Below are 25,256 nucleotides of genomic sequence, written 5' to 3' on the forward strand. Positions count from 1 at the left end.
AGACCTTCGCACTGTGACAAGGTCAAGCTGGCGGGCAAGACGACATGCACATCTGAAGTGGGCATGGCGCTTACGCAGCGGCCGCCGAGCCGAACCAGTGCGACAGCGCTTCGCGCAGAGTCGGTGCGGCGGTCTCGGCCGGTTCGCCGATCGTGGCGGCCCAGGCGATGTGGCCGTCCGGGCGGATGAGCAGGGCGTCCGCTGATTGATCGTCGGCCTTGGCCGTGCGAATGTCGATGCGGTGCGCCCATTCCCCGGCGATCTCGCGGAGCTGCGAGCGTTCGGCCAGGTCGAGGAAAACAGGCCGCCCGGCGCGCATGAGTTCCGCGACACTTGTCGTGCCCTGGTCGGTGCGCAGGGCGAGATCGGTCGCGAAGACGCCGGTCAGGGCATGCTCGCCGGGCATCGGGTAGCGGATGTCGGTGCCGCCGACCAGCGCTCCGATGCGGCGCAGAGCCGATTCGTCCCGGAGCAATTCCTGGAAGACCTCGCGCAGCGAGTCGGCGGCCTCGTCGTGTCCGCGCCGCAACGCCACCTGCGCCCGGGTCTGCAACCGCGCCCGCGCCCCGGCGAAGTGGCGTTCGTCGTGATAGGTGTCCAGCAGTCCGGCCGGAGCCCAGCCCTGGACGTCGGCGGCCAGCTTCCACGCGAGGTTGACCGAATCGAGCATGCCGACATTGAGCGCGGTGCCGGTGGCCGGCAGCAGGTGGGCCGCATCGCCGGCCAGCAGGATCCGCCCGGCCCGGTACCGTTCGGCTTGCCGATCCTTGAAGGTGAAGCGAGACAGTCGCTTCGGATCCGATATGGGAAGATCAACGCCCAGCACCCGGCGCACGCTGTCCGCGAGTTCGGTCAGGGTCAGCGGCTCGTCATCGTCGTAGTCCGCGGTCTCGTCCTCGACGGTCTGCAGAAACAGACCCCCGGGGTTGGGCGCGAACGCGAACATACCGCGGTCGGTTCGGTTGAACCCGAAGGGAAGCCGCCCCAAACCGGGGACATCGATGTCGCCGTTGTCGTGCACGGTGACCGCATCGCCCACCGAGACCTGAGCGACCCGGTTGACCTCCGGATAGGTGGTGCCGGGGAACCCGATACCCGCCATGTCGCGGATCCGGCTGCGGCCGCCGTCGCAGCCGACCAGGTAGCGGGCGGTCAGCCGGTACGGCCCGTCCGGCCCGCGCACGTCCGCGGTCGCCGAGTCCTCGTCCTGGCTCACTCCGACCACCTCGTGACCGCGGCGGATCTCGGCGCCGAGTTCGCGGGCGCGTTCACCGAGTAGTCGTTCGATCTCCATCTGCGGAAGCGGCACCGCCCGCATCGGCGGATCCGCCATCTGTGTGAAGTCGAGATGCGTTCCGCCGAAAGGGAATCGGGCGGCCACGTGTGGGTCGCTGCTGGCCGCTTCGAAGCGATCCAGGATGCCGCGGTAGCGCAGCACGTCCAGGATCCGACCGGCGATACCGCTGGCCTTCGGGACGTCTCGGGGCTCCAGATGCTTCTCCAGCACCAGCGGCCGCACACCGGCCAGGCTCAATTCGGCGGCCAGCGTCAGTCCGGCCGGTCCGGCGCCCACGATGATCACGTCGATGTCGGTCACGCGTTACTCCCAATGTCCGCAGATTCTGGCTCAGGTCGGCAATTCTGCGGCACACCCGGGGTCTTGCCGCAAGGCCCCCGGTCGGCTATACCTTGAAAAGGGAAAGCACCGAGTACCTCCCGTTTCCATGGAGCGGCTGTTCACGAAGAGCCGGTGCGGAAACCTGCTGGCTTACCGGCGATCTGGTGGCCGTAGTCCGCTCAGGGGTTCGGCGGAAGAATCGGCGGCGCGAACACATCCTCCAACGGAGTCGGTCCGTTGTACCGGCGGCACTGACAGCCGACCCACTCCCGCATGCCGTGCATACCTCTCCGCGAGATCTCGGCATGACACTTACCCGTCTCCCGGTCGTGCAGCGCCAGGTCGTGCCCGCAACCGCAGCGCGCGGTGAGCGCCTTCGCCCCCGACCGAGCTCGCCGCCGCCCGAACCTGCCGCACACGAAGCCGACACCGACCAGCGCGGCACCAACCGCAAGGCTCAGGGGATCCATGCCCGAAGTATACGTATACGCATAGCCGCGGTCATTCGAACCGTACAGTGCCGCCAAGGGCCGTGGCCTCGAAGTCGGTGGTTCTCCGTTACGGCTCGTCGGCGACGGTGATGCCGAGGGCGCTTGCGAAACTCGGTGCGAGGTCCATCAGCTGTAATGGGGTGATCGTCGCGCCGCGGAGGCCGTCGAGTCCTTCGGCGACGCCGATTCGGGTGGCGCCGCGTAGGTCGACCTTGCGCATCCGGGTTTTGTTCAGTGCGAGGTCGGTGAGGGTGGATCCGGGGAAGCTCACCGTGTTCAGCTCGGCGTCGCCGAAATCGGGGTGGCGCAGGACGCAGTCGACGAAGGCGACCTCGCGCAGCTTCGCGCCGCGGAAGTTGACCGAGTCGAATTTGCAGCCCTCGAATCGGACGCGGCGCAGCACCGCGCCGCCCGCGTCCACGCCGGACAGCGCGCCTTCGACGAATTCGGCGTCGTGCCAAGAGGTATCGGCGAGCTCGGTGCCGACGAAGGCGACGGCACGCAACCAGACGTCGTCGAACCGGCCGTACCGGAAGCTTCCCCGGGTGACCGTCAGCGAGCTGAACGCGGACTGCGCGAAGCGCACGTGCTCGGCGGCGGGGTGTTCGAGCTGCCGGTCCTCGACGTGCACGCAGTCGTAATCGCCCTCGCGCGCCGGTTCCTCCTCGAACGGCGTCAGGTATCGCGCGAACGGCAGATCCGCCAGCTCACGTGCCACGCCCCACCTCCCTACCTCGGTCGACAACGGTCGGTCCTGTCTATCAGCACCCACCGACAACAGACGTCGTCACCGCAGCGTGCGCAACCAGCGGCGGGTGTCGGCGGGATCGATGACGTCGTCCAGCTCCAGCACGGTCGCCGCGGTGAGCGCTTTGCCGTTGGCGTAGGCGAGTCGCACCAGGTTGTCGAAGGCGGTTTGTCGTTCGGCGGGGTCGTCGATGGCGGCCAGTTCCTTGGCGAAGCCGAGCCGCACCGCGCCCTCCAGGCCCATGCCGCCGATCTCGCCGGTCGGCCAGGCGATCACGAAGCGCGGCGCGCGGAACGAGCCCGCGGCCATGGCCTGCGCGCCGAGGCCGTATCCCTTGCGCAGGATCACCGTGCCCCACGGCACCGACAGCCCGGCGGCCTCGATGAACAAGCGGCTGAACTTGGTCACTGTCGCGTGCGTCTCGGCTTCCGGACCGACCATGAAACCCGGTGTGTCGCAAAGGGATACGATCGGCAGTCCGTGCGCGTCGCAGAGCCGGAGGAACATGGCGAGCTTGTCGGCGGCGGGCGCGTCGATGGCGCCACCGAGGTGGTGGCAGTCGTTGGCGATCAGGCCGAAGGGCCTGCCCTCGACCCGCACCAGGGCGGTCACGACGCCGACGCCCCAGTCCGCGCGCAGCTCCAGCACAGAGCCGACATCCGCGACCGCCGCGATGGCGGCACGAATATCGAAGGCGCGCAGACGATTCTCGGGCACCACGTGACGCGCTAGACGCGGATCGGGCGCCGTCCATTCGGCGGTGCCGCCTTGGAAGTAGCCGAGATAGCGGCGAGCGAGGGCGACGGCTTCCGCTTCGTCGGCCGCGACCAGGTGCACTACGCCGTTGCGGCGCTGGACATCGATCGGCCCGATGTCCTCCGGCGCGTAGACACCGAGACCGCCGCCTTCGATCATGGCGGGCCCGCCCATGCCGATGTTCGCGTCGGGGGTGGCGATCACGACGTCGCACATGCCGAGCAGCGCGGCGTTGCCCGCGAAGCAACGGCCGGAGACGATGCCGATCAGTGGCACGCGCCCGGACAGCGCGCCCATCGCACGGAAAGTGGTGACGTCCAGGCCCGAGATGCCCGGGTAGTCGGTGTCGCCCGGCCGTCCGCCGCCGCCCTCGGTGAAGAAGACGACCGGAAGTCGTTGCTCGCGAGCCAGTTCCAGCATTCGGTCGGTCTTCGCGTGGTTGCGCATGCCCTGGGTGCCCGCGAGCACCGTGTAGTCGTAGGAGAGGACAACCGCGCGGCTCGCGTCCGCGCCGAAGCGGTCGGCGTTGATCGTGGCCACGCCGGTGATCAGGCCGTCGGCGGGGGTGTTGGCGATGAGGTCCTCGGGACTGCGGCGCAGCCGCTGGGCGGCGACCGCGAGGGCTCCGTACTCGACGAAGCTGTCGGCGTCGACCAGATCGGCGATGTTCTCGCGAGCGGTGCGCCTGCCGAGGCGGTGGCGTTTGGCGACGGCCTCGGGCCGGGCGGCGTCCAAGCCGACGCGGTGGCGCTCCTGCACCTCGGCGAGGTCGGCGCGGATCGCGTCCAGGTCCACGGTAGTGACGTCCGCGGTCTCGCCGTCGTGCTCGGCGGCCGCCCAGACCAGCAGCGCGGTGTGCGGATCGACCGTGTCGCCGGGGGCGACCAGGTGTCGCAGTACACGCAGCGGCTGCTCCGCGCGCAGCACGTGCTGCATCTTCATGGCCTCCAAGACGGCCACCTCGTCGCCCGGCGCGACGACGACGCCCGGCTCGACCACGCTCACGACCGTGCCGCCCATCGGCGCCAGCAGCGCGGTCTCCCCGTCGAGGAGCGGGTCGGAAACGCGGGCGACGGCGTTGTCGGACGTCGTGTCGGCCATCGGGAGGGCGGTGGCGAGATCCCCTGCGCGAGCGACGAATTCGGCGACGCGCTGCTCGAACCAGGAGGTGCTCACCGTGCGTCCGTCGGCGAGTTCGTCGAGCACGACGCGCAGCACCGTCGCGTTGGTGTCCACACCGGCGACCACGGTCTCGGCCAGCGCGTCGGCGCACCGACGCAGCGCCGCCGGATACGTCCCGGCGCGCGCGATCACCTTGGCCAGCAGCGAATCGAAGTGCACACCGTGCCGCATACCCGCGTACAGCCCGGTGTCGACCCGCACGCCGACGCCGGTCGGCGCGGCGAACCGCGCGACGGTGCCGGAGGCGGGCAGCACTTCCCCACCGGCCGTGACGATTTCGGCGTTCACCCGAGCCTGGACCGCGTAGCCGCGCGGCGCGAGATCGGGCAGCGCGAGCTCGGTGAGCGAGGCGCCGCGCGCCAGCTCGAACTGGATCGCGACCAGGTCGATGCCCGTGACCTCCTCGGTGACGGTGTGCTCCACCTGGAGTCGCGGATTCACCTCCAGGAACCAGTAGTGCGCTCCGCTGACCAGGAATTCGACGGTGATCACGCCGCGACAGCGCACCGATTCGGCGAGCGCGACGGCGTCCGCGTGCAGCCGCTCGCGCAGCGCGGTATCGAGTCCGGGCGCGGGCGCGATCTCGATCAGCTTCTGGTGGCGGCGCTGCACGCTGCAATCCCGGTCACCGACCGCCACCGCCGCGGCGCCGTCCGCGACGACCTGCACCTCGATGTGCCTGGCCTCCGGAACCAGCGCCTCGGCGTACACCGTGTCGTCGCCGAACCCGGCCCGCGCCTCGGCCCGGCAGTGCTCGTAGGCGGTGGCCAGTTCGTCCGGGTCGCGCACCACTCGCATGCCGCGTCCACCGCCGCCCGCCGCCGCCTTGACCATGACGCCCTCCGGATAGCGGGCAAGCAGCTCGGCGATCTCGTCCACACCGGACCCCGCGGGTGTCGCGGGCAGCACGCGCACGCCCGCGCGTTCGGCCGCCGCACGCGCCGCGGTCTTGTCGCCGAAGATCCGCAGTACTTCCGGCGTGGGACCGACGAAAACCAGCTCGGCCGCGGCGCAAGCGGCCGCCAGATCCGCGCTCTCACTGAGGAATCCATATCCTGGGTGGACCAGCGCTCCGGCCCCCGCCTTCCGCGCCGCGGCGACGATGCTCGGCACGTCGAGGTAGGCGGACGCGCCGTGTCCGGACAACGCCACCGCGTCATCGGCCAGGCGCACGTGCATGGCCTCGCGTTCGTCCTCGGTGTACACCGCGAGCGTGGAGTATCCGTGCTCACGTGCGGTCCGCAGGACTCGAACCGCGATTTCTCCTCTGTTGGCCACGACGACGCGCATGCCGCCCAGTGTCGTTGACATTGACGTCAACGTCAATGAGCATGGGTGTCGTGACCTCTTCCGCCTGGTCGGTGCGCGCCGCGCGCGAACGCTCGCACACCGACCGCCACCGCGACCTGCTCGACGCCGCCGCCAGGGTCTTCGCCGCGCGCGGCTACGCCGAGACCACCGTCGCGGCCATCACCGCAGAGGCCGGTGTCGCGCGCGCCACGCTGTACGTGTACTTCGCGTCGAAAGAGGAGATCTTCCACGCGCTGGCCGCCAGGGTGCGCGACGATTTCCTCGCCGCGCAGGAACCCGGGCTCATCGGCGACGATCCGCGAAAGACGTTGCACGCCACCATCGACGCCTTCGCCGCCGCGGCCCGCGACGCCGGTCCGCTGCTGCGGATGATCGAGGAACGCGGTGCCATCGAACCGGCACTAGCGGGTCTCGCGACCGAGATCGCCGAACGTCCGATCCGTCGCTTCGCCCGATGGATCGAGCGCCAGCGGCGGGCCGCGACGGTCGCGCCGGTCGCCGAGCCGCGCGTGGTCGCGGAGACGATCGGCTATGCGCTGGCCAGCGGCGCGCTACAGCGCCGGGCCGCGGATTCGGCGGCGTGGGAGGAGTATCTGCGCAGCATGCGGACGGTGGCGGAGACGCTGCTCGGCATGAGCTCCGCAGCGGCTCCCGCATCCTGAACTCGCGGTCCCCTGCCACCGGGGTGCGGGTACGGTCCGCTCCGCGCCCCGATAATTGGGCGCCTCAGCCCACCGCCCGCCGCACGAGCTCGCCGATCCTCTTCTCGTCGTCGGCGGTCAGCTTCGTCAGCGCGAAAGCCGTCGGCCACAGGGTGCCGTCGTCGAGGTTCGCCGAGTCGTTGAAGCCGAGCGTCGCGTACCGCGCCTTGAACTTCTCCGCGCTCTGGAAGAAGCACACGACCTTGCCATCCTTGGCGTACGCGGGCATGCCGTACCAGAGTTTCGGCGCGAGCTGCGGCGCGCTGGCCTTGACGATGGCGTGGATCCGTTCGGCCAGAACGCGATCGGCGTCGGCCATGTCGGCGATCTTGGCGAGCACGTCCTGCTCACCGTCGGCCTTGGTGGCGCGCGAGCCGCGGCGCGCGGCCGTCTTCAGCTCCTGGGCGTGCTCTTTCATCGCGGCAAGTTCTTCGTCGGTGAAGGCGACAGCGCTCTTGCTCTTGGCGGCGGTGCGGGCGGTGGTCTTCTGGGTGGTCATCGTCGGTTCCTTCGTTCGGGGGGTTGATGGGGTCGGGCGGCGCTCAGCTGTCCTGAAGCAACCCGAGGACATTGCCGTCGGGGTCGGTGACGGTGGCCACGAGGCGACCGGCACCGACGTCGCGCACGGGCTCCTTGACCGCGGCGCCCGCGGCGGTGACTTCGGCGAGTTTCGCCTCGATGTCGGGCACGTGCCAGTACGCCACCGGGGCGGTCATGTTCTGCGGTCCACCGCCGGGCACCAGCCCGATGTGCTGGCCCTCGACTTCGAAGCCGACGTAGTAGGTTCCGTCGGTCTGCGGCTCGACGCCGAGCAGCGCGGCGTACATCTTCTTGGCCGCCGCCAGGTCGGAAACCGGATGCAGGACGGTCTTGATTCCCGCGGTCATTCTCACTCCTGATGTGGTCGAGATCGTCTTGGGTGCGGAACCGGAGGGCACTCGCACCGTTTCGGCCGTTCCTCCGATGTCCATGGCAATTACGGTAGGCACGGCGCGGGGCACCGACATCCGTGCCGACCACGGAACGCTCCACTGAACGTGCGCGTAGCTTGCCCGTGCGACCCCGGGGACAAGACCCGTACGGGAAGATGGGCGACGTGTCGAAGCAGAAGGTCGCCGTAGGGATCTCCGACCGGGAGGCCGAAGTCCTGAATCTCGTTGGGCAACATCGCAGCAATGCGGAGATCGCCGCGCAGTTGTTCATCTCGGTGCGCACCGTGGAGACCCACGTGTCCTCGCTGCTGCGCAAGGTCGGTGTCCCCGACCGGCGGGCGCTCGCCGCCCGCTCGGCCGAATTCGCGCGGGCGGAGCGGATGAGCGAGACGATCGTCGCCCTCCCCTCGCCCCTGACGTCGTTCGTCGGCCGAGCTCGGGAACGCGACGCGCTGCGCGAAGCCGTCCGGGCGCACCGCCACGTGACCGCCCTCGGTCCCGGCGGGATCGGCAAGACCCGGCTGGCGTTGGCCGCCGCCGCGGATCTGGCCGGTGACTTCGCGGACGGCGTCTGGTTCGTCGACCTCGTGCCGGTCACGGATCCCGCGATGATCGGCTCCGCCGTGGCCAGCGCCCTCGGCCTCGGCGAGAACCCGGGTCGCGGCCTCGACGACTCGGTGCGGTCCGCGCTGGCCGATCGCCACACTCTGCTCGTGCTCGACAACTGCGAGCACCTTCTCGACGCCGCCGTGCCGTTCATCGAGCGCCTGCTCGCGCGCTGCCCCCGCGTGACCGTCCTGGCCACCAGCCGGGCTCGGCTCATGGTGCCCTTCGAGCACGTCTACGTGGTGCCCCCGCTGTCCCTCGACCGCGACAACGACGCCATCGCACTGTTCCTGGAACGCGCCTCCGCTTTGGGCTGGGCCGTGGATCCGGAGCAATACGACCGAGTCACCGAGATCTGCGAGCGGCTCGACGGGCTGGCTCTGGCGATCGAACTCGCGGCCGCCCGGCTGCCCACGCTCGGGCTCGACGGTCTTACCGCGAGCCTGGCCGACCCGCTGCGGCTGCTCGTCGGCGGACGTCGCGCCGACGACCGGCACCGGTCCGTGCGGGCCATGCTCGACTGGAGCCAGGCGCTGCTCACCGACCCGGACCGGTGCCTGCTGCGCCGCGTCGCGGTCCTCGTCGCGCCGTTCACCGCCGCCGACGCCGCGGTGGTGGCCGGTTATCCGCCGCTGGCGCCGGACGCCGTCGCGGACGGGCTGGCTCGGCTCGCCGAGCAGAGCCTGCTGACCACCGTCGCGTCCTCGGCCGGTACCCGCTATCGGGCGTTGGAGGCGATTCGCCAGTACGAGACCGAGCAACTCGGCGCGACCGGCGAACTCGCCGAAGTTCTCGCCCGTCACGTGCGCTGGTGCGCGAAGACCGCCGCCGAACTGGCCGTGGAATTGCCCGCGACGAGCGGCGGGTGGCGCACCAGGTTCGACGCGGCGGTCGACGACATCCGGGCGGCGCTGGCCTGGGCGGCGGAACAGCCCGGTCATCGCGCCGAGGCGCACGAGCTCGCCGTGCTCCTGGCCCAGCTGACTTTCGCCCGGAATCTGGTCGGTGAGTCCCAGCAGCGCTACGAACAGGCGGCCTCGCTCACCGACGATCCGGCGGCCGCGGCGTCGGCGCTTCGGTCCGCCGCGGCGGTGGCCGGTTGTCGCATGCGCGGCGAGGACATGTACCGCCTCTACCGCGCCGCCGCCGAGACCGGCGCCCACGACCCCGCCGCGGCCGCACGCGATCTGGCCACGGCCGCGATCACGGTCTATCGGATGACCGACACGTTCAGCCAGCTGCCGCCCTCGGGCGTCGCCGCGATGCTGTTGTCCGAGGCACGCGAGCTCGCGGGTGCGGATCCAGCCGCGCAGGCCGCGATAGCGCTGGCCGAGTGCGGGGTGCTCGCCGACGCCATCGATCCGGATCAGGGTGGGCTCGGCGCGCCCGAGGCGATCGCGCTCGCCGAACGAGCTGTCGATCTGGCGTATCGGACCGGCGATCCGCTGGCGCAGAGCGCGGCGCTCGACGCACTCGCCGCGGCCCAGTGCTGGGCGGGCGACACCTTCGCCACCGCGGCGACGGCGCTTCGGCGAGTCGAGCTCCTCGGGTTCGTGCCGGTGACGCCTGCGGGCGCGGTCGAGCGGGTCAACGCGCTCGCGGAGGCGGCCGAAACCTGCGTCGGGGTGGGCGATTTGGCGAACGCCCTGCGCTGGGGTGAGCAGCTTCGCGACCTGCCGCTGCTAGCCGAGCGGGGCGACTTCGCCACGTCCCGGCTGCTGGTGGCGAATGCGTTGGCGGGCAATGTCTCCGACGTGCTGGCGGGCAGCGGGCGGTTCCTCGACGGATGGGAACTTTCCGGACGCCTGCCCGCACCTCACCTCGGCACGGCGGCGGCCGCGGTGGCGCTGGTCCACGGTTTGCGTGGTGACGACGCGGCGCGCGCCGAGTGGTTGGCCACCGTCGACGCGCTCGGCGTGACGCGCGAGCAGAAGACCGCCTACAGCGCCGTGTTCGACGCGATCGTCCTGCTGCACCGTGGACAAGCCGACCGGGCGCTGGCAGGGCTGGCGGCGGAGCCGGACGAGATGGACGAGCGAGTCGTCTGGGTATGGCGCCATTGGTATCTGGCACTGCGCGCCGAGGCCGCGGTGCTCGCCGGTCATCCGAACGCCCGCGACTACCTCGCCGCGGCGCGAACCGTCGTGGCGGGCAACCCGATCGCCGACGCGATCCTCGATCGGGCCGCGGCCCTGCTCGACAACGAACCCGACGGCCTACTCGCCACCGCGGCAGCCTTCGAAGCAGCCCGCTGCCCCTACCAACAGGCCCGAACTCTGACGCTCCTCGGGGGCGACTCCGTCGAGGTCGGCAATGCCCTTCTGGCAGACCTCGGCATCACCCCTCCCACGCCATAACGAACCCGCACAACCGCTGGCGAGCCGCACATCGTGCCCTCGAACGACTTCAGCCCGCCGACGTATCGGCGGGCTGAAGATCGACTGTGTCGCGGAGGTCAGGCGCTGCGGCTCTCGAGCAGCGCGTCGGGCCGTTCGGCGGCGGCGCTGAAGGTCAGCACGCCGTCCTCGAGCGGCGCCTTGCGCAGCAGCGCGCGGTCCCGGAAGTAGTTGTTGACGACCTGCCACGGCCCGTTGGTGCCCTGGCGCGGCATCACCGCGTCGCCGCGCTTGATGTAGCCGGAGGTCAGCGCGCCGCCCATGACCGAGTCGGCGCCGCGGTCGCCGTCCTTGGCCACCGCGACGAACTTGGTCAGACCGTTGGACTTCAGGTGGTTGAGCAAGCGGCAGAAGTACTCGGCGGCCAGATCGGCCTTGAGCGTCCACGAGGCGTTGGTGTAGCCGAGCACCATCATCGCGTTGGGCACGCCGTCGAGCAGCGCGCCCTTGTAGACGACGCGGTCGCGGGTCACCACCGGCTCACCGTCGATCTCGAGCGACGCGCCGCCGAGCATCTGCACGGTGAGGCCCGTCGCGCTGATCACGATGTCGGCCTCGAGTTCCTCGCCGGAGGCCAGCCGGATGCCGGTCTCGGTGAACGTGTCGATGCGGTCGGTGGCGATCGAGGCCTTGCCGCTGCGCAGCACCTTGAACAGGTCGCCGTTGGGCACCACACACAGGCGCTGGTCCCAGGGGTTGTAGGACGGCGTGAAATGGCGCATGTCCAGATCCGCGCCGACCTGCAACCGGACCGCGGCGAGCAGCAGCTTCTTGGCCGCCGCCGGGTTGGTGCGGGACAGCTGGAAACTGGCGCGCTGCAAGGCGATATTGCGCGCCCGGCCGATCCGGTAGGCGAGCTTGGCGGGCACCTTGGCCGCCTTCATGCCGACGGCGACCGGGTCGTCGGCGGGCAGTGCGGTGATGTAAGTGGGCGAGCGCTGCAGCATGGTCACGTGCGCGGCGTCGTCGGCCATGGCGGGGATGAGCGTGATGGCGGTGGCGCCGCTGCCGATGACGACCACGCGCTTGCCGCGGTAGTCCAGGTTTTCGGGCCAGTGCTGCGGGTGCACGATCTGCCCGCCGAAGTTCTCCTCGCCGGGGAACTCGGGGCGGTAGCCCTTGTCGTAGTCGTAGTAACCGGTGCAGCCGACCAGGAAGTTGCTGGTCCACTCCTCGGTGGCGCCGGTCTGTTCGTCGAGCGCGGTCACCGTCCACAGCTCGGTCTCGCTGGACCAGCGCGCGGTGGTCACCTTCCTGCCGAACCGGATGTGCTCGGTGACTCCGTACTCGGCGGCGGTGTCCTCGACGTACTGGCGGATGTGCGGGCCGTCGGCGAGCACCTTGGTGCCGTGCCAGGGACGGAAGCCGTAGCCGAAGGTGTACATATCCGAGTCGGAGCGAATGCCGGGGTACTTGAACAGGTCCCAGGTCCCGCCGATGGCGCTGCGCCGTTCAAGGATCGCGTAGCTGCGTCCGGTCCGCTCGCGGGTGAGGTGGCAGGCCACGCCGATTCCGGACAGGCCAGCGCCGATGATCAGTACGTCGACATGCCGCGTCATTGAGGTACTCGTTTCGTTCTGGTCGCGCACCCGGGCGCCGTCGTCCGAGCGTGGTAATCGAGAGTACATGTTATTCGAAGTAACGTCTAGAGCGCCAATCCCCCTGATCGGCGATAAAACCACGGTGGTCGCAAACCGTGCCCCCATGCCCAGCGCTCGGATGGTGCGGTTGCACGGCAGCAGCGCCGACCGGCTGGAGATCGCGCCGAATCCGTGGCCGGTGTCGGACTGGTGCGCGTCGGGACGCCGGGCGCGGCGTCGTTTTCCAGCTGACGGGCGTGCGGCCGCTGCCGATCGGCGCTGTCTGCAAACCCCCGGTTATCGACCCCGCTACGGCACCCACGAGAATGGATCCTCGGTCTCGGCCCACGAAGGCCGAGCCGAGGATCCACATCTCGTATGGGGACGGGTGAACCGCGTCCCGAGAGGAAGCCGATGACCAGCGCAGAACAACGGTGGCGCCGCCGCACGCCCGACGACGCGAGCCTGCCCGGCGCCGACTCGTCGCTGAAACGCAGCCTCGGGCGGCTCGACCTGACCGCCATGGGCGTGGGCACCATCGTCGGCGCGGGCATCTTCGTCATCACCGGCGTGGCGGCCGCGGAGAAGGCCGGGCCGTCGATCGTGCTGTCGTTCGGACTGGCCGGTCTGGTCTGCGTGCTCGTCGCACTCTGCTACAGCGAACTCGCCGCGATGGTCCCGGTCTCGGGCAGCGCCTACACCTACACCTACGCCACGCTCGGCGAAGGACCGGCGTTCCTGGTCGGCTGGAACCTGCTGCTGGAATTCGTCATCGCGGGCGCGGCCGTGGCGATCGGTTGGTCCGGCACCACGGTGTCGGCACTGGATTCGATGTTCGGCATCACGCTCCCGCACGCCATCACCGCCGGGCCCGGCGAGGGCGGTGTGGTGAACCTGCCCGCGGTGCTGATCATCGCTGCGATCGTGGCCGTCCTGGTCGGCGAGGTCTCACTCACCGCGCGCATCACCAAGGCGCTCGTCGCAGTGACCATCGGCGTGCTGGTGCTGGTGATCGCCATCGGCGCCCCGCACGTCGACCCGGGCAACTGGGCGCCGTTCGCGCCGTTCGGCTGGAGCGGCATCATCGGCGGCGCGGCGATCGCGTTCTTCGCCTTCCTCGGTTTCGACGTGGTCGCGGCCTCCGCCGAGGAGGCGCGCAACCCGAAGCGCGACGTGCCCTTCGCCATCATCGGCACCGTGCTCATCGCGACGTTGCTCTACGCGCTCGTCAGCGCCGTGCTCACCGGCGTCGCCCCGTTCCCGACCCTGAACAACGGCGCCCCGATCGCCACCGCCTTCGGCGCGCTGAACATCGGCTGGATCGGCAACGTCATCATCGTCGCGTCGATCATCGCGCTCACCAAAGGCCTGCTGCTCATCGTCTACGCGCAGGTGCGGTTGAGTTTCGCGATGTGCCGCGACGGCCTGCTCCCCCGCGGCCTCGCCGCCACCGGCACGCGTTCGACGCCGGTGCGGCTGACGCTGGTGCTCGGTGCGGGCTGCGCCGCCATCGCGGGCCTGCTGCCCATCGACATCGTGGTCGAATTGGTGAACATCGGCGCGCTGTCGGCCTTCGCCGTGGTGTGCGTCGGAGTGCTGGTGCTGCGCAAGCTGGAGCCGAACCGCGAGCGTCCGTTCCGCACCCCGCTCGTGCCGCTGGTTCCGATCCTCGCGCTGATGGGCTGCGCGCTGATGGCGTTCACCCTGGACGAGCTGACCTGGGTGCGTTTCGCGGTCTGGGTCGCTATCGGTGTCGCGGTCTACCTCGGCTACGGACGCAAGCACTCGGCCCTCGCCGCGAGCCGCGTCCCCGTCGCGCCGAGAAGCTAGCCCCGCCCGCCGGGCTGCACCCAGCGCAGCAATGCGTCCACCGTCGTTTCCGGCGAGGTGTTGAAACACAGCCGGATGCCGGGCGCCGACTCGGTCAGAACGTTCACGATGCGCTCGAACAGCAGCGTCTGCTCGGGCAGCATCCGCACCCCGCCGCCGATCATCGCCAATCCGTAGTCGGCCTCCGCCAGCCTGTCCTTGACCATCTCCTCGGCCGCGTCGGGGTCGGCCGGAACAGAGCACGACACGACGTCGAAGCCCGAATCTCGCAGCATCGCCGTCCCGGCCTCGACCCGCGCGGTCAGCTCGGCCTCGTCGAGACCGGCGTGTTTGCTGTAGTCGAGCTGGCTCGGATGCAGGCCGATGGACAGGATCTTGGTATCGGAACCGAGGGGCATGCCGTCCACAGTGCCAGCGGTCGCCGATTCGCGCAGATCCACACGTGATGCCGGTCTGCACTCGGTGCAGATCGCGCTGTCAGGTGGGAGGTTTCGGATCGCGGCATCGAGTGCAGCCGGAGTTCCACGTGAATCAGGGCGGTTACCAACCGGATTCGCGACGGTCCGCTCGGACGCCCCTCCTCACCGCGTGTACCGATGCTTGACTCCCACCGGGAAGTAGTCCGGATCCCCCAGCGGCCGCAGCTCCACATGCGGCACATGTCGCTCGACCGGCACATAGTTAGCGTATTCGCTGTTGTGGGCCAGCAACTCGTCCCGAACGGCGTCGGCGACGAGCCGGGTCCGTTCGACGGTGTTCGCCTCGTCCGGCCCGAGCTCGACCGTGATCCGCAGCAGCCGATTGCGATCGGCGTCCTCCCAAGCCTCGAGCACGAACTTCCCGGTGACCCAGTCGCTGATCTCCGGGCGCTCCAACCCGAGCGACACCGTTTCAGGATAGACATTGGCCCCGAACACCGAAACCGCGTGGATGGAGCGGCCGAACACGAACACGAAGGGCAGGTCCGGCCCGGTCTCCTCGTCCGGTTCGAACCCGTGCGCCCGGCAGAACTCCACCATGCGTTCGTGCGGGATGACACCGCCGTCGTCGGCGAGGTGATACCGGATCAGCGGCACACCGGAGTCGGCGGTGAACACCAATGTGCCGTCGACTGTTTCGAAGAAGCGGTCGGCCGGGTTGTACTGCATCAGCGCCGGCAGGCGCTGACCGCCGAACAATTCGCGCGCCGCCGCGGGATGTTCGGCGAGGAACCGCCGGATCCGCACGCTGAGCGGGGTCTCGTTGCCGAGCACGCCGGCGTCGGCCGTGCCGTAGAGCGCGGCGACATCGCGCACCGGATCGAGACCCGCCCGCTTACCCATGAGATCGCGCCACTGCTCGCTGAACACCTCCCCCGCGCACACCAGTTTCACCGCGTAGCGCGACCAATCGACCTTTTCGCGCAGCCCCGTGTCGATGACGTCCTTGAGGAAGGGCGGATACCCGAACAGCACCACCTGGTCGAAGTGTGAGCCGAGTTCCGGTACCACGCGCAGGATCTCGGCCTTGTTGTTGCCGGGGGCCACGATCGTCATGGCCAGTTCGGCGGCCAGCCCGCGCAGGCAGGACAGCGTGTAGAGGCCGCCGACCCAGGTGCCGAGCGGGAAGCACACCACGGCGAGGGTCCGCCGGTGGGTGGCGTCGAAGCCGTGCACGAGAACCTGTTCGAAGCGGCGGGTCGCGGCCGCCTCGTCGGCGGCGGAGCGAGGCCAGAAGGTCGGCGTGCCAGTCGAACCGGACGACACCGCGATCAGGTCGCACGCCCCCAGATCGCCGTCGCGGCAGCGCTGTGGCAGCGAATAGCGTTGGTGATAGTTCTCTTTCGTGACCAGCGGCAGTCGCGCGAATCCCGTGCCGTCGACGACCGAGGCCGCGTCGACACCGTGGCTGTCGAGGAAAGCGCGGTAGGCGGGCACGGTCGCCGCCGTTCGCTGGAACAGCGCCACGAGCCGCTGCTGCAGATCCGAATCCATCTCCGAGGTAGCCCTTCCGCGAGGCGAAACCTGCGTGGGTCCAACGTACCGCCGGGCCGTGCCGCGCGGGGCGATCCGCACGGATCGCCACTTTCTCGCTATCTTCGAAGAGACCTGTTGCGAAAGTTCGACGGGCGCGGCGCGATATTCCCGCGGAATGTCGCGGAGGATCGGGGGACGACGGTGCGGTCGAGTCGGTGCGTACTGATGAGCGTCATCGCGGCCGCGGCACTGGTAGCCAGCGGCTGCTCGATCACGCCGACCGTGCAAGGCACCGCGAGTCCCTCCCCCGCCCCGCTGCCCACGCTGCGGGATTACGAGGCGCAGCGGGTCGAGTGGGCGCCCTGCGGCGAGCAACGCGAGGCCGAGTGCGGCGAGATCCGTGTGCCTGTTGATTACGCCCATCCGGAAGCCGCCGCCCTCACCATGCCGCTGGTGCGTTTGCCCGCCACCAACCCCGCCCAGCGCATCGGGGTGCTCACCACCAACCCGGGCGGGCCTGGCGAATCCGGCTACCAGGACGTGCTTTCCGCGCTGAACCCGGACGACACCGGACTGCGCAAATTTCGTATCCGCTACGACCTCGTCGGCTTCGACCCGCGCGGCGTCGGCCGCACCGCTCCCGTGCGGTGTCTCGGCGACCGCGCGATGGACGAATACTTGGCCACCGACTTCACGCCGGTGAACGACGAGGGTCGCCGCTTGGTCGCCGAGGCGCACCGCCGTTACGCCACCGCGTGCCTGCGCAACACCGGCAACCTGCTCGGTTTCGTCGGCACCGAATTCGTGGTGCGCGATATGGACATCATGCGCTCGGCGCTCGGCGAGTCGAAGCTGAACTTCTTCGGCTTCTCCTACGGCACCCGGCTCGGGCAGCTGTATGCCGAGCAGTTCCCGGATCGGGTCGGGCGAATGGTGCTGGATTCCGTCGACGACCCGAGCCTGACGCCGGACCGTTGGGATTCGCTCGACGCTTCCGACGCTCCCGTGCCCGGTGCGATCTCGGCGCGAGATCGCTTGGTGCACAGCATTCTCGAAGGCTGCGCGAGACGTGCGGACTGCCCCCTCGGCAACGATCCGGACGCCGCCATGCGACGACTGATCGACCTGATCGACCGGGTGGACGCCGACCCCATCCCCGCCTCGGACGGCCGCCGCGTCGGTTCCAATCTGGCCCTGCTCGGCATCTTCATGGCGACCTACGACGAGCGCTACTGGCCGCGGTTCGAGCGCGCCTTCGCCGACGCCTTGCGCGGTGACGGCACCGGGTTCGCGGAACTCGCCGACTTCTACGTCGGTCGCGAGGAGGGCCGCTACAGCTCCTCCGATCCGGCGTTCTGGTCCGTGGAGTGCATGAACGACGACCCGGCCGCTTGGCGCTCGAAGCCCGAAGACGTGATCCTCCGGGATCTGGCGCAGGAGGCCGAGTGGGCGGCCGTGCGCTCACCGCTGTTCGGCGCGAACCGGGTGTTCAGCACCCCGCTGTGCCTGTTCTGGCCGGTCCGGCCGACCCAGAAGTCGGCGGGCGTGGACGCGGCGGGCGCACCGCCCATCCTGCTGCTCAACAACAGCGGCGATCTGGCGACCACGATCGAGGACGCCGAGAACGTGGCCGCCACGTTGGCCGACGCCGTGCTGGTGGTCAGCGAACACGACGGCCACATCGCCTTCGACAACGGTTCGGCCTGCGTGGACGCCATCGTCATGGCCTACCTCTACGACGGAACCCTCCCACCGGACGGGACTCGCTGCACGGACTGACCGGCCGGATAGAGTCGAGCGGTGACCTGGACCGTCGGCTTCGACCTCGACATGACCCTGATCGACTCGCGACCGGGAGTCTCGTACGCCATCGACACCGTCGCCGCGGAATTCCAGCTCCCGCTGCGCGGGGCCGACTTCGTGCAGCGGCTCGGGCCGCCGCTGAATCTACTGCTCGCCGAGGCGGGCGCGCCCGACGAGCTCATTCCCGCACTGATCACCCGCTACCGCGAGCTGTACCCCGACGTGGTGCCGCGCATCCCCGCCATGCCCGGCGCGGAGGCCGCCCTCGCCGCGGTGACCGCGCGCGACGGGCGTGTGATGATCGTGACCGGCAAGCACCAACCGCTCGCACAACTCCACCTCGACGCGCTCGGCTGGCGAATCGACTACCTCGCCGGTGGGTTGTGGTCCACCGGCAAGGCCGAGGTCCTGCGCGCGCAAGGCGCGGCGATCTACGTCGGCGATCACGCCGGTGACATGCGCGGCGCCAAGGCCGCCGACGCGTTCGCCGTCGGCGTCACCACCGGTCCCTGCGACGCCGCGGAGCTGGTGGACGCGGGGGCCGACGTCGTACTGCACGACCTCACCGAATTCCCCTCCTGGTTGGCGGAATTCGCGGCGGGCGTGGCGCCCTTCGCGTCGGGCTCGCTTCAGGCGTAGCTCCGCCGCCTCCAGCCTGCGCGTTCTGCGTACCTCGGCATTCGCTCCCGCGTGCGCGGGCCAGGGGCGGCGTACTGGCCGTCCGGCAGCGTCCCTGCTCGGGAGTAGTGGCGCAATCGCCCGGGATCCGGCGCTGAGCCCGGCCAGGGATTGAGACCGTGTGACCTGTTTGGTGAATCGCGGGCGTTGTTGTCTCGACGACTAGGACCGCAAGCTGATCGCAGCCCTGTGCCGCGACAGCAAATCGTCTGGGTTTCGCCGTGCAGTTGGTGACCGTGTCGGCTTTATCGCTCGAGACGGAGGCGGCCCGGACGTCTTCGTGCATTACTCGGCCGTGAACGGCACGGGTTACAAATCCCTCGATGAGGGTCAGCGTGTCGAGTTCTCGGTGGAGCAGGGCCAGAAGGGTCCCCAAGCCCAGGACGTCCGCGCCATCTGATCCCGCGCGAACGGTTTTCGTGAAGAGCTTCGCACCCCTAGGTGCGAAGCTCTTTTCATTTGGTCACCCGACCGCGGGCTGACTGCGTTGGACCTGCATGCGGTGGCTGCGGATGCTCCACGTCGCGGACTTCGTGCGCGTCGAGGGCGTGCTGCAGAGTGGCGTTGAGCGCCTGGGCCTCCGCGAGCTGATCTTCCAGGATCACGATCCGGCACGCGCCCTCCAAGGAGTTGCCTGCGTCGATCAGCTCGCGCACCCGCGCGGCGATCCGCAACTGATAGCGCGAGTAGCGACGATGCCCCCCTTCCGAGCGTTGCGGGGTCAACAGGCGCGCACCATCAAGGGAGCGCAGAAACGCCTGGGTGACACCAAGGAGCTCGGCGGCGCGACCCATGCTGTAGGCGGGGAAATCCTCGTCATCTAGTCGGTCCACCCCGCTTTTATCCGGAGTGGGAGTCATATCCGGTTGCTGCACAGCACCTCTCAATGATTTTCAAACGATAGGAGGCCCCGGCGCACTGGGCGCCGGGGCCTGGGAAATACGTATACGAAGGGGTAGAGCTGATCACCGGCCCTCATAGGCCGATGGCATACACCGCACCCGAGAGCGCTCGGGTCGCGGAACACGATTTCGACTATTCAGTGGCCACCACCTCCATGTGTACGCGTCTTGTCTGCGAGGTTTCGTTTCTTGCTGTGCCCGCCCCGCCAGCGGCGGTCCAGCAGCCAGAGGGCCAGCCGGATTCTCGCCTGCGTCGGCGGGGCGGGGGTACCGCATACCAGGCAGTTCGCCTACCCAGTCACTCGATCTCTCACCTTCGACGGCAGTGAAATTACACAACCACACAGAGAATGTCTAGAGTCACCACTGCAGATTTTCTGGTGAGTGATCGCCCACCGGAAGCATCAGCCAGCGTCGTCGCGCTGCCGGATCGTGCTTCGCAGGTCGGCACCCCGAATCACCTGGACACGCCAGGGGGACATGTCGCCGAACCGTTGCAAGAGCTGCTGCTGCGCTTGGTCGCGCAGTCCCTGAAGACTCCCCTGGAAACCCCCAAGCGGCCCGAGCAGTGTCTGCATCAACGGGCCGAGTTCTTCCAGCATGTCCTCTGCCCCCTGCTCCGGCCGTGCGCGGCTTACGACGGACTCCGTCCCGCTGCGTCGCTCAGGCGGGCACCGGTATTGATGTGCAGGACCGCGTCGGCCGTGTCGAGGATCGCTTGGTCGAGCGGCGAGTAGCCCTGCCGCGGGGTGGTGTCGGTGCGCGGACGAGCGGAGGTCACCGTCTCGGCCGGTGTCAGACCCCAGTCGGCGATGCCGGTCTGGAGGACGCTCTCGTAGGTGCCCGGTTCGGGCTCACCGAGTTCGAGCGTTTCGCTGCGGCCCAGGCTTCCGGCGATGAAGGCGTACCGCTCACCCAGCAAGGAACCCACTATGGCGCCCGCCCCGAACCATCGGAAGTCCATTCCCGCCATTTGGATGCCGCCCATATTCCGCTGTAGGTGGGCGTTGTGGGCGCCGACCATGGTTCCGCCGCGCCGGGCCTCGATGTTTCGGATGTCGAAGAGGTTCTGGGCCATCGACGTCTCGCGGATGTCCAGCAAGCCCGACAGGCGCCTTCGCTCGTCGCCCTGGTGAGCGGCCTGCCGGTGATAGCGCAGCAGACAGAGACCGGCGGTGAGGTGGACCTCGGTCTTCAGCCACGCCGCGCGTGATGTCGCCGCGATCAGTTCCGGTGCGCGCGCGTAGAGCGCGAGGAGCATGTCGTCGGCGATCTCCCGCAGGCGCTCGGCCGCGGCTGTGGCGCCGATCGACATGGCCGGATCCATGATCGCCTCCGCGCGATCCCAGCGGTCGTCGTCCCCGAGGAGTTCGGCGAGGTCGAGATCGAGACGCAGATAGTCGCGGGCGTGCTCGAGATAGCGGCGTGGGCTCGCTGCGTTCGGGTTCTCCATCGGGGCGTCGAAACCGTGGAAGGCCAAGCGTTCCAAAGGCGGTCGGTCCCGGTTGTATTCGCGCATCCAGGCGACCAGTTCGCGGTTGGCGTCCAGTTCGCCGAAGCCGTGCGAGAAGCCTTCGCTCATCGCGGTGTCGAGGCTGCCGACACCCTCCTGCACGAAGTCGTTCACGACGAGCGCGGCGACGCGGTCGGTTTCCAACGCGATCGAGCGGAAGCCGCGGTCGACCAGTTGGACGAACAGCTCGTTGCGGACGAACCCGAAGGACGGTTCCTGGTGCGTCGGTTCGCCGAGCGCCAACAGCTCACATGACGTGGAGACGAAGTCTCGAATGTCCTGACTCATGTGTTTCGATCGTATCGTTGAAAGATCGGTTGAGGCTTCCGCTGCTACGACCTGACATATGCACGGTAAAGTCTCGAACCGGTGATAACTGTGCGTCCCTCCGATCTGGCCCGCGAACACGGCCTCTCGACCCAAGCGGTCCGCAACTACGAGCGCGACGGGTTTCTCCCGCCCGCCGAGCGCACACCCACCGGCTACCGGATCTACACCGAAGTGCACGCGGTGGCTCTACGCGCCTACCTCGGTCTCGTCGCGGCGTACGGGCACGCGACCGCGGGCCGGATCATGAACGCGCTCCACGACGACGAACTCGACGACGCCCTGCGCATCATCGACGGCGGCCACGGCCAATTGCTTCGCGACCGGGAAACCCTCGACTCGGTGCGGCGAGCGGTGAAACACCTGACGGCGGAGTCCCACGCCCTCGCCGATCACGCGGAAGACATCGACAGCCGAACCATCCGCGAACTCGCGCACCGCCTCCGCCTCACCCCCGCGACCCTGCGCAACTGGGAAAGCGTCGGCATTCTCGCACCGGCACGAGTCCCTGCCACCGGATACCGCCGCTACAGTGCGAGCGATGTCCGCGACGCCGAGCTCGCGCACCTCCTCCGGCGCGGCGGCTATCCGCTGGAGCAGATCGCCACCGTGGTGCAACAGATCCGAAATGCCGGTGGCACAGCCGCATTGGCCGCCGCCCTGGACGACTGGCAACGAAAACTCACCGCGCAGGGTCTCGCCATGCTCGACGCGGCCGGTCTGCTCGGGAACTACATGCGCTTGATCGACCACGCTGCGCCGGAACCAGTTTCGACGTCGTCCGCGCCGGTCAGTCGGCGATAACCTCCAGTTCCGGTCGGTGCTCACGCATCGCCTCCGTGACCTTCAACAGCGGGACCGACAGCGATGTCATCGGGATTGACGGCGCGGTGGCGATCGCGAACTCGCGATCCGGATGCGCCAGCACCAGGTCGATGGCGTCGCCACTCGAACACCGGCGCACCCGCACGTGATCCACCGTCGACCACGCGATGCGCCCGAACGCCCGGTGCTCCACACTCTCGTCGGTGATCACCAGATCCGGCCTACGCCGAAACCCGGACCACGCCATCTCCGCACCGATCGCGACAAACACCAGCGCCCCGATCTTGCCACCGATCACCGCGGTATCGGTCACCACCGCGAGCACACAAATCGCGGCGAGCCCCAGACACGCGACCGCCACTCCCAACGTCGTCCGCCACGACCGAAACACCGTGTCCGGCCGCCGAGACGCCCCCTTCCGCACATGCATTGGCGCATCCTAACGGTGGGCCACCGACCACCAGCCCGCGCATACACGCGACTACGCCCCCAGTCCGGCCAGAACCGTCCCGTCGAAGACCCGACACATCAACAGTTTCGGCCAGCAGGCCTCCGCGGTATCCGTCGCGATCGAATGTCCGGCCGGACCCTCCGGCGTTTCACTCGAGATGGTCGGCGCGCGGACGTGCCGCCAGCAGGGGTCGATTCGACCGCACATCGACGAAGCCGAGGCCTCCGGCCTTTCAGCACCCGCCCACATGCCGGTCGCTGGTTCCTTCCGGTGGCTGCCAGGCGAGAACGGGATCCAGGGTGCGCGACATCGCTCGGCTCGGTGTGATTCGAATGAGGTTGTCGCGCAACCACGTTGCCGCCGGTGAAGACCATTGGGCGACGGCGCCGATGCGACGGGACCTACGCGCGATGGCTTGGGTTCGTGGGCGGCGCAGGTGGTCGTAGGCGGTCAGGGCGGACTGGATCGGGTGCCGGGCGCACATCGCGGCGAGGGTGACAGCGTCTTCGAGGGCTTGATTGGCCCCCTGCCCGAGATCGGGGGTCATCGCGTGTGCCGCGTCGCCGAGCAGGGCGACCCGCCCGCGGGCGAATCTATCCAGGTCGGGCAGGTCGTAGATGTCATGGCGGAGGATCGCATTCGGGTCCACAGCGGCAAGCATCGCGGGAATCGGATCCGGCCAGTCACCGAATCGCCGCCGAATCTCGGCGAATTCGCCGACCACCGCGCGTCGACCTTCCGGTGCACCGGCGGCGGCGAACAGGTACGCACAGTCGTCGGTCAGCGGGACGACACCGAAACGTTCGCCACGACCCCAGGTTTCGCTTGCGTCGGGCGTGAAGTCCAGCGTGCGTGTGACCATCCGCCACGCGGTGTAGCCGACATAGCGGGGTTCGCCCGCATCGGGCCACACCGATTCACGCACCACGCTGCGAATCCCGTCGGCGCCGATCACTAGATCGGATTCGCAAGAGCCGCGGGAGTGTGTCACCGTCACGACCGCACCGTGATCTTCGACGCCGGTGGCCGCGACCCCGGATCGCAGGGCTCCGACGGGGAGGGCCTCCATCAGGATGGCCAGCAGGTCCGCGCGGCGCACGACGATCAGCGGGCCGTGCCGACGTGCCAGCGTGGCCACGTCGGTTCGAGACAACCACCGACCGGCGCGATCGCGGATGCCGCCCTCCGTCCCGGCCATCCCAGCGGCCCGCACCCTGTCCCCGAGTCCGAGCGCATCCAAGGCTCGAATACCGTTGGACCACAGTGAGATACCCGATCCCGCCACACCGCTGTCGTCAGCCCGCTCGAGTACTTCGACTCGCCACCCGCGGCGCGCCAGAGCGACTGCGGCAGCCAGGCCGCCGATTCCGCCGCCCACCACGATCGCGTTTCCGGATTCGCTCACGATATCCTCCACTACAGATGTAGTTAATGTTACTACGGTTGTAGTACAGGACCCGGATGAATGGGAAGCGACCGTGACCGACACCGCAGATCGCCGCACCCGGCTGGCCGACGCCGCGATCGATACCCTCGCCGCTACCGGGATGCGTGGACTTACGCATCGGGCCGTCGACCAAGCAGCGGGACTACCGGAGGGGTCGTGTTCGAACTGCTTCCGGACCCGGCAGGCGCTGCTGGAGGCGACTGTCGACCGGCTCGCGGACCGCGACGCCGCCGAACTCGCCCTCCCGATGCTTGCCGCCCCAGATCCCGACGAGCTGGCGATGCTGCTCGCCGACATCATCGAGCGGTGGCTGACCGCCGACCGGAACCGGATGCTCGCTCGCTACGAATTGGCGCTCGAGTCGACTCGGCGGCCCGAGCTTCGCAAAGCCTTGCGTGACAGTGGAACCCGGTTTCGCGCCCTGGCTACGGAGTTGTTCGCAAACCTCGGCGCCCCGAGTCCGGCCGAGCGTGCCCACGCCTTCGTTGGCTGCCTGGACGGGGTGATCTTCGACCGGCTGGCAGGGGCGGGCGGCGGGGAGCACGACCGACAGCAGTTGGCCGAAACGGTGCGCATCCTCGTCAGGGGCTTCCTGCGGATAGCCTGAATCTCCAGGGGCTCGTTCATCGGACAGCCGACCGGGCGGAAGGCACTCGAATGGATGCACACCTCGGCGTCGACCACTACCTCTGCCGGGATATCAATGGCGAGGCGCATATCGTCCATCGAGCGGAGTTGGTCGAGCGGACTTCGGTGTACGCGGTGATTCGAAACGGAAGCGGACTGCTGCTCGTGCGTGACAGTACCCGCGAAGAGGAATTGTGGGACTTCCCCGGTGGTGGCGTCGAACTCGGGGAGGCTTTGGTCGACGCCTTGCGGCGTGAGGTGGACGAGGAGACCGGGCTCCGAATCACCGGGCAGCCGAACAAGATCTGCGGGTTCATCGAGTACTTCTTCGACGTCGTGACGGGTACCGGCTGGCGAGCCGTCAGGCACTACTTCCGGGCATCGGCGGTGGGCACGCCCGAAGCGGGCGGCAACGGCGACGATGTGGTCGGCGCCCGGTACTTCGCATCGCCGCTTCCTATGCGAATGCTGACGCCGGTGGCGCGGAGGGTTGCGGCCATGGCCGATCTCGGTCGGTAGTGCAGCGGCTGGAAGCCGCGCGGCCGCGCCGATTCTCGTCGGTGCGGCCGCGGGGTTC

General features: G+C 69.0%; 23 protein-coding genes. 9 read left to right on the forward strand and 14 right to left on the reverse strand.

Features of this window, described 5'->3' with window-relative positions:
• Positions 1-70: 70 nt before the first annotated feature.
• From T333_RS26510 to T333_RS26525, 4 genes are all read right to left on the reverse strand, one after another.
• The gene (locus T333_RS26510) at positions 71-1,597 is read right to left on the reverse strand and encodes an FAD-dependent monooxygenase (protein WP_496426203.1); all 1,527 of its coding nucleotides are present in this window, start codon (positions 1,595-1,597) and stop codon (positions 71-73) included.
• A 200-nt stretch (positions 1,598-1,797) separates the two neighbouring features.
• A complete protein-coding gene (locus T333_RS26515) occupies positions 1,798-2,088 on the reverse strand; it encodes a hypothetical protein (RefSeq protein ID WP_357247217.1) in 291 nt (96 codons plus the stop codon).
• An 88-nt stretch (positions 2,089-2,176) separates the two neighbouring features.
• Positions 2,177-2,827 carry a pentapeptide repeat-containing protein gene (locus T333_RS26520; protein WP_496426204.1) on the reverse strand — a complete coding sequence of 217 codons (651 nt, stop codon included), beginning with the start codon at positions 2,825-2,827 and terminating at the stop codon, positions 2,177-2,179.
• Positions 2,828-2,896: 69 nt separating this feature from the next.
• A complete protein-coding gene (locus tag T333_RS26525) occupies positions 2,897-6,085 on the reverse strand; it encodes an acetyl-CoA carboxylase family protein (protein WP_496426396.1) in 3,189 nt (1,062 codons plus the stop codon).
• 50 nt (positions 6,086-6,135) lie between these two features.
• Between T333_RS26525 and T333_RS26530 the strand changes: the two genes are divergently transcribed.
• Positions 6,136-6,768 (forward strand): TetR/AcrR family transcriptional regulator, encoded by a 633-nt coding sequence (locus tag T333_RS26530; RefSeq protein ID WP_357247214.1) that lies wholly within the window; start codon positions 6,136-6,138, stop codon positions 6,766-6,768.
• Positions 6,769-6,832: 64 nt separating this feature from the next.
• On the opposite strand, the gene T333_RS26535 is transcribed toward T333_RS26530, so the two are convergent.
• Both T333_RS26535 and T333_RS26540 read right to left on the reverse strand, forming a co-directional pair.
• On the reverse strand, positions 6,833-7,306 hold the full coding sequence (locus T333_RS26535; protein WP_496426205.1) for an iron chaperone: 474 nt from the start codon (positions 7,304-7,306) through the stop codon (positions 6,833-6,835).
• A 43-nt stretch (positions 7,307-7,349) separates the two neighbouring features.
• Complete coding sequence (locus T333_RS26540) at positions 7,350-7,694, reverse strand: VOC family protein (RefSeq protein WP_496426206.1); 345 nt, start codon at positions 7,692-7,694, stop codon at positions 7,350-7,352.
• 209 nt (positions 7,695-7,903) lie between these two features.
• Between T333_RS26540 and T333_RS26545 the strand changes: the two genes are divergently transcribed.
• Positions 7,904-10,702, forward strand: a complete 2,799-nt coding sequence (locus T333_RS26545) for an ATP-binding protein (RefSeq protein WP_496426207.1) — start codon at positions 7,904-7,906, stop codon at positions 10,700-10,702.
• Positions 10,703-10,800: 98 nt separating this feature from the next.
• Here the strand turns inward: T333_RS26545 and T333_RS26550 are convergent, their stop codons facing one another.
• Positions 10,801-12,300, reverse strand: a complete 1,500-nt coding sequence (locus T333_RS26550; RefSeq protein WP_355001600.1) for a flavin-containing monooxygenase — start codon at positions 12,298-12,300, stop codon at positions 10,801-10,803.
• A 435-nt stretch (positions 12,301-12,735) separates the two neighbouring features.
• Here T333_RS26550 and T333_RS26555 point away from each other — a divergent pair, with 435 nt between their 5' ends.
• Positions 12,736-14,151: an amino acid permease gene (locus tag T333_RS26555; protein WP_496426208.1), complete on the forward strand. Its 1,416-nt coding sequence runs from the start codon at positions 12,736-12,738 to the stop codon at positions 14,149-14,151.
• Here the strand turns inward: T333_RS26555 and T333_RS26560 are convergent.
• Positions 14,148-14,549 (reverse strand): hypothetical protein, encoded by a 402-nt coding sequence (locus T333_RS26560; protein WP_355001602.1) that lies wholly within the window; start codon positions 14,547-14,549, stop codon positions 14,148-14,150. The genes T333_RS26555 and T333_RS26560 overlap by 4 nt on opposite strands.
• Positions 14,550-14,732: 183 nt before the next feature.
• Entirely contained in the window at positions 14,733-16,124 is a 1,392-nt protein-coding gene (locus tag T333_RS26565; protein WP_355001603.1) for a phenylacetate--CoA ligase family protein, read from the reverse strand.
• 207 nt (positions 16,125-16,331) lie between these two features.
• Here T333_RS26565 and T333_RS26570 point away from each other — a divergent pair, with 207 nt between their 5' ends.
• From T333_RS26570 to T333_RS26580, 3 genes are all read left to right on the forward strand, one after another.
• Positions 16,332-17,885: an alpha/beta hydrolase gene (locus T333_RS26570; protein WP_496426209.1), complete on the forward strand. Its 1,554-nt coding sequence runs from the start codon at positions 16,332-16,334 to the stop codon at positions 17,883-17,885.
• Between the two features lie 21 nt (positions 17,886-17,906).
• Positions 17,907-18,548 carry an HAD family hydrolase gene (locus tag T333_RS26575; RefSeq protein WP_496426210.1) on the forward strand — a complete coding sequence of 214 codons (642 nt, stop codon included), beginning with the start codon at positions 17,907-17,909 and terminating at the stop codon, positions 18,546-18,548.
• Positions 18,549-18,834: 286 nt separating this feature from the next.
• A complete protein-coding gene (locus tag T333_RS26580) occupies positions 18,835-18,987 on the forward strand; it encodes a cold-shock protein (RefSeq protein ID WP_496426397.1) in 153 nt (50 codons plus the stop codon).
• Positions 18,988-19,042: 55 nt separating this feature from the next.
• Here T333_RS26580 and T333_RS26585 read toward each other — a convergent pair whose 3' ends face one another.
• From T333_RS26585 to T333_RS26595, 3 genes are all read right to left on the reverse strand, one after another.
• A complete protein-coding gene (locus tag T333_RS26585) occupies positions 19,043-19,447 on the reverse strand; it encodes a MerR family transcriptional regulator (RefSeq protein ID WP_496426211.1) in 405 nt (134 codons plus the stop codon).
• Positions 19,448-19,893: 446 nt separating this feature from the next.
• On the reverse strand, positions 19,894-20,091 hold the full coding sequence (locus T333_RS26590) for a hypothetical protein (protein ID WP_496426212.1): 198 nt from the start codon (positions 20,089-20,091) through the stop codon (positions 19,894-19,896).
• Positions 20,092-20,123: 32 nt separating this feature from the next.
• Positions 20,124-21,290 (reverse strand): erythromycin esterase family protein, encoded by a 1,167-nt coding sequence (locus tag T333_RS26595; protein ID WP_496426213.1) that lies wholly within the window; start codon positions 21,288-21,290, stop codon positions 20,124-20,126.
• Between the two features lie 81 nt (positions 21,291-21,371).
• Here T333_RS26595 and T333_RS26600 point away from each other — a divergent pair, with 81 nt between their 5' ends.
• Positions 21,372-22,133, forward strand: a complete 762-nt coding sequence (locus T333_RS26600) for a MerR family transcriptional regulator (protein WP_496426214.1) — start codon at positions 21,372-21,374, stop codon at positions 22,131-22,133.
• Here the strand turns inward: T333_RS26600 and T333_RS26605 are convergent.
• On the reverse strand, positions 22,120-22,467 hold the full coding sequence (locus T333_RS26605; protein WP_496426215.1) for a hypothetical protein: 348 nt from the start codon (positions 22,465-22,467) through the stop codon (positions 22,120-22,122). The two genes, T333_RS26600 and T333_RS26605, sit on opposite strands and share 14 nt — an antisense overlap.
• 370 nt (positions 22,468-22,837) lie before the next feature.
• Positions 22,838-24,010, reverse strand: a complete 1,173-nt coding sequence (locus T333_RS26610) for an FAD-dependent monooxygenase (protein ID WP_496426216.1) — start codon at positions 24,008-24,010, stop codon at positions 22,838-22,840.
• Positions 24,011-24,083: 73 nt separating this feature from the next.
• Between T333_RS26610 and T333_RS26615 the strand changes: the two genes are divergently transcribed.
• Both T333_RS26615 and T333_RS26620 read left to right on the forward strand, forming a co-directional pair.
• Entirely contained in the window at positions 24,084-24,659 is a 576-nt protein-coding gene (locus T333_RS26615; RefSeq protein ID WP_496426217.1) for a TetR/AcrR family transcriptional regulator, read from the forward strand.
• 50 nt (positions 24,660-24,709) lie between these two features.
• Positions 24,710-25,198: an NUDIX hydrolase gene (locus T333_RS26620; protein ID WP_496426218.1), complete on the forward strand. Its 489-nt coding sequence runs from the start codon at positions 24,710-24,712 to the stop codon at positions 25,196-25,198.
• Positions 25,199-25,256: the final 58 nt, after the last annotated feature.

It is taken from the genome of Nocardia sp. CNS-044 (assembly GCF_059570515.1).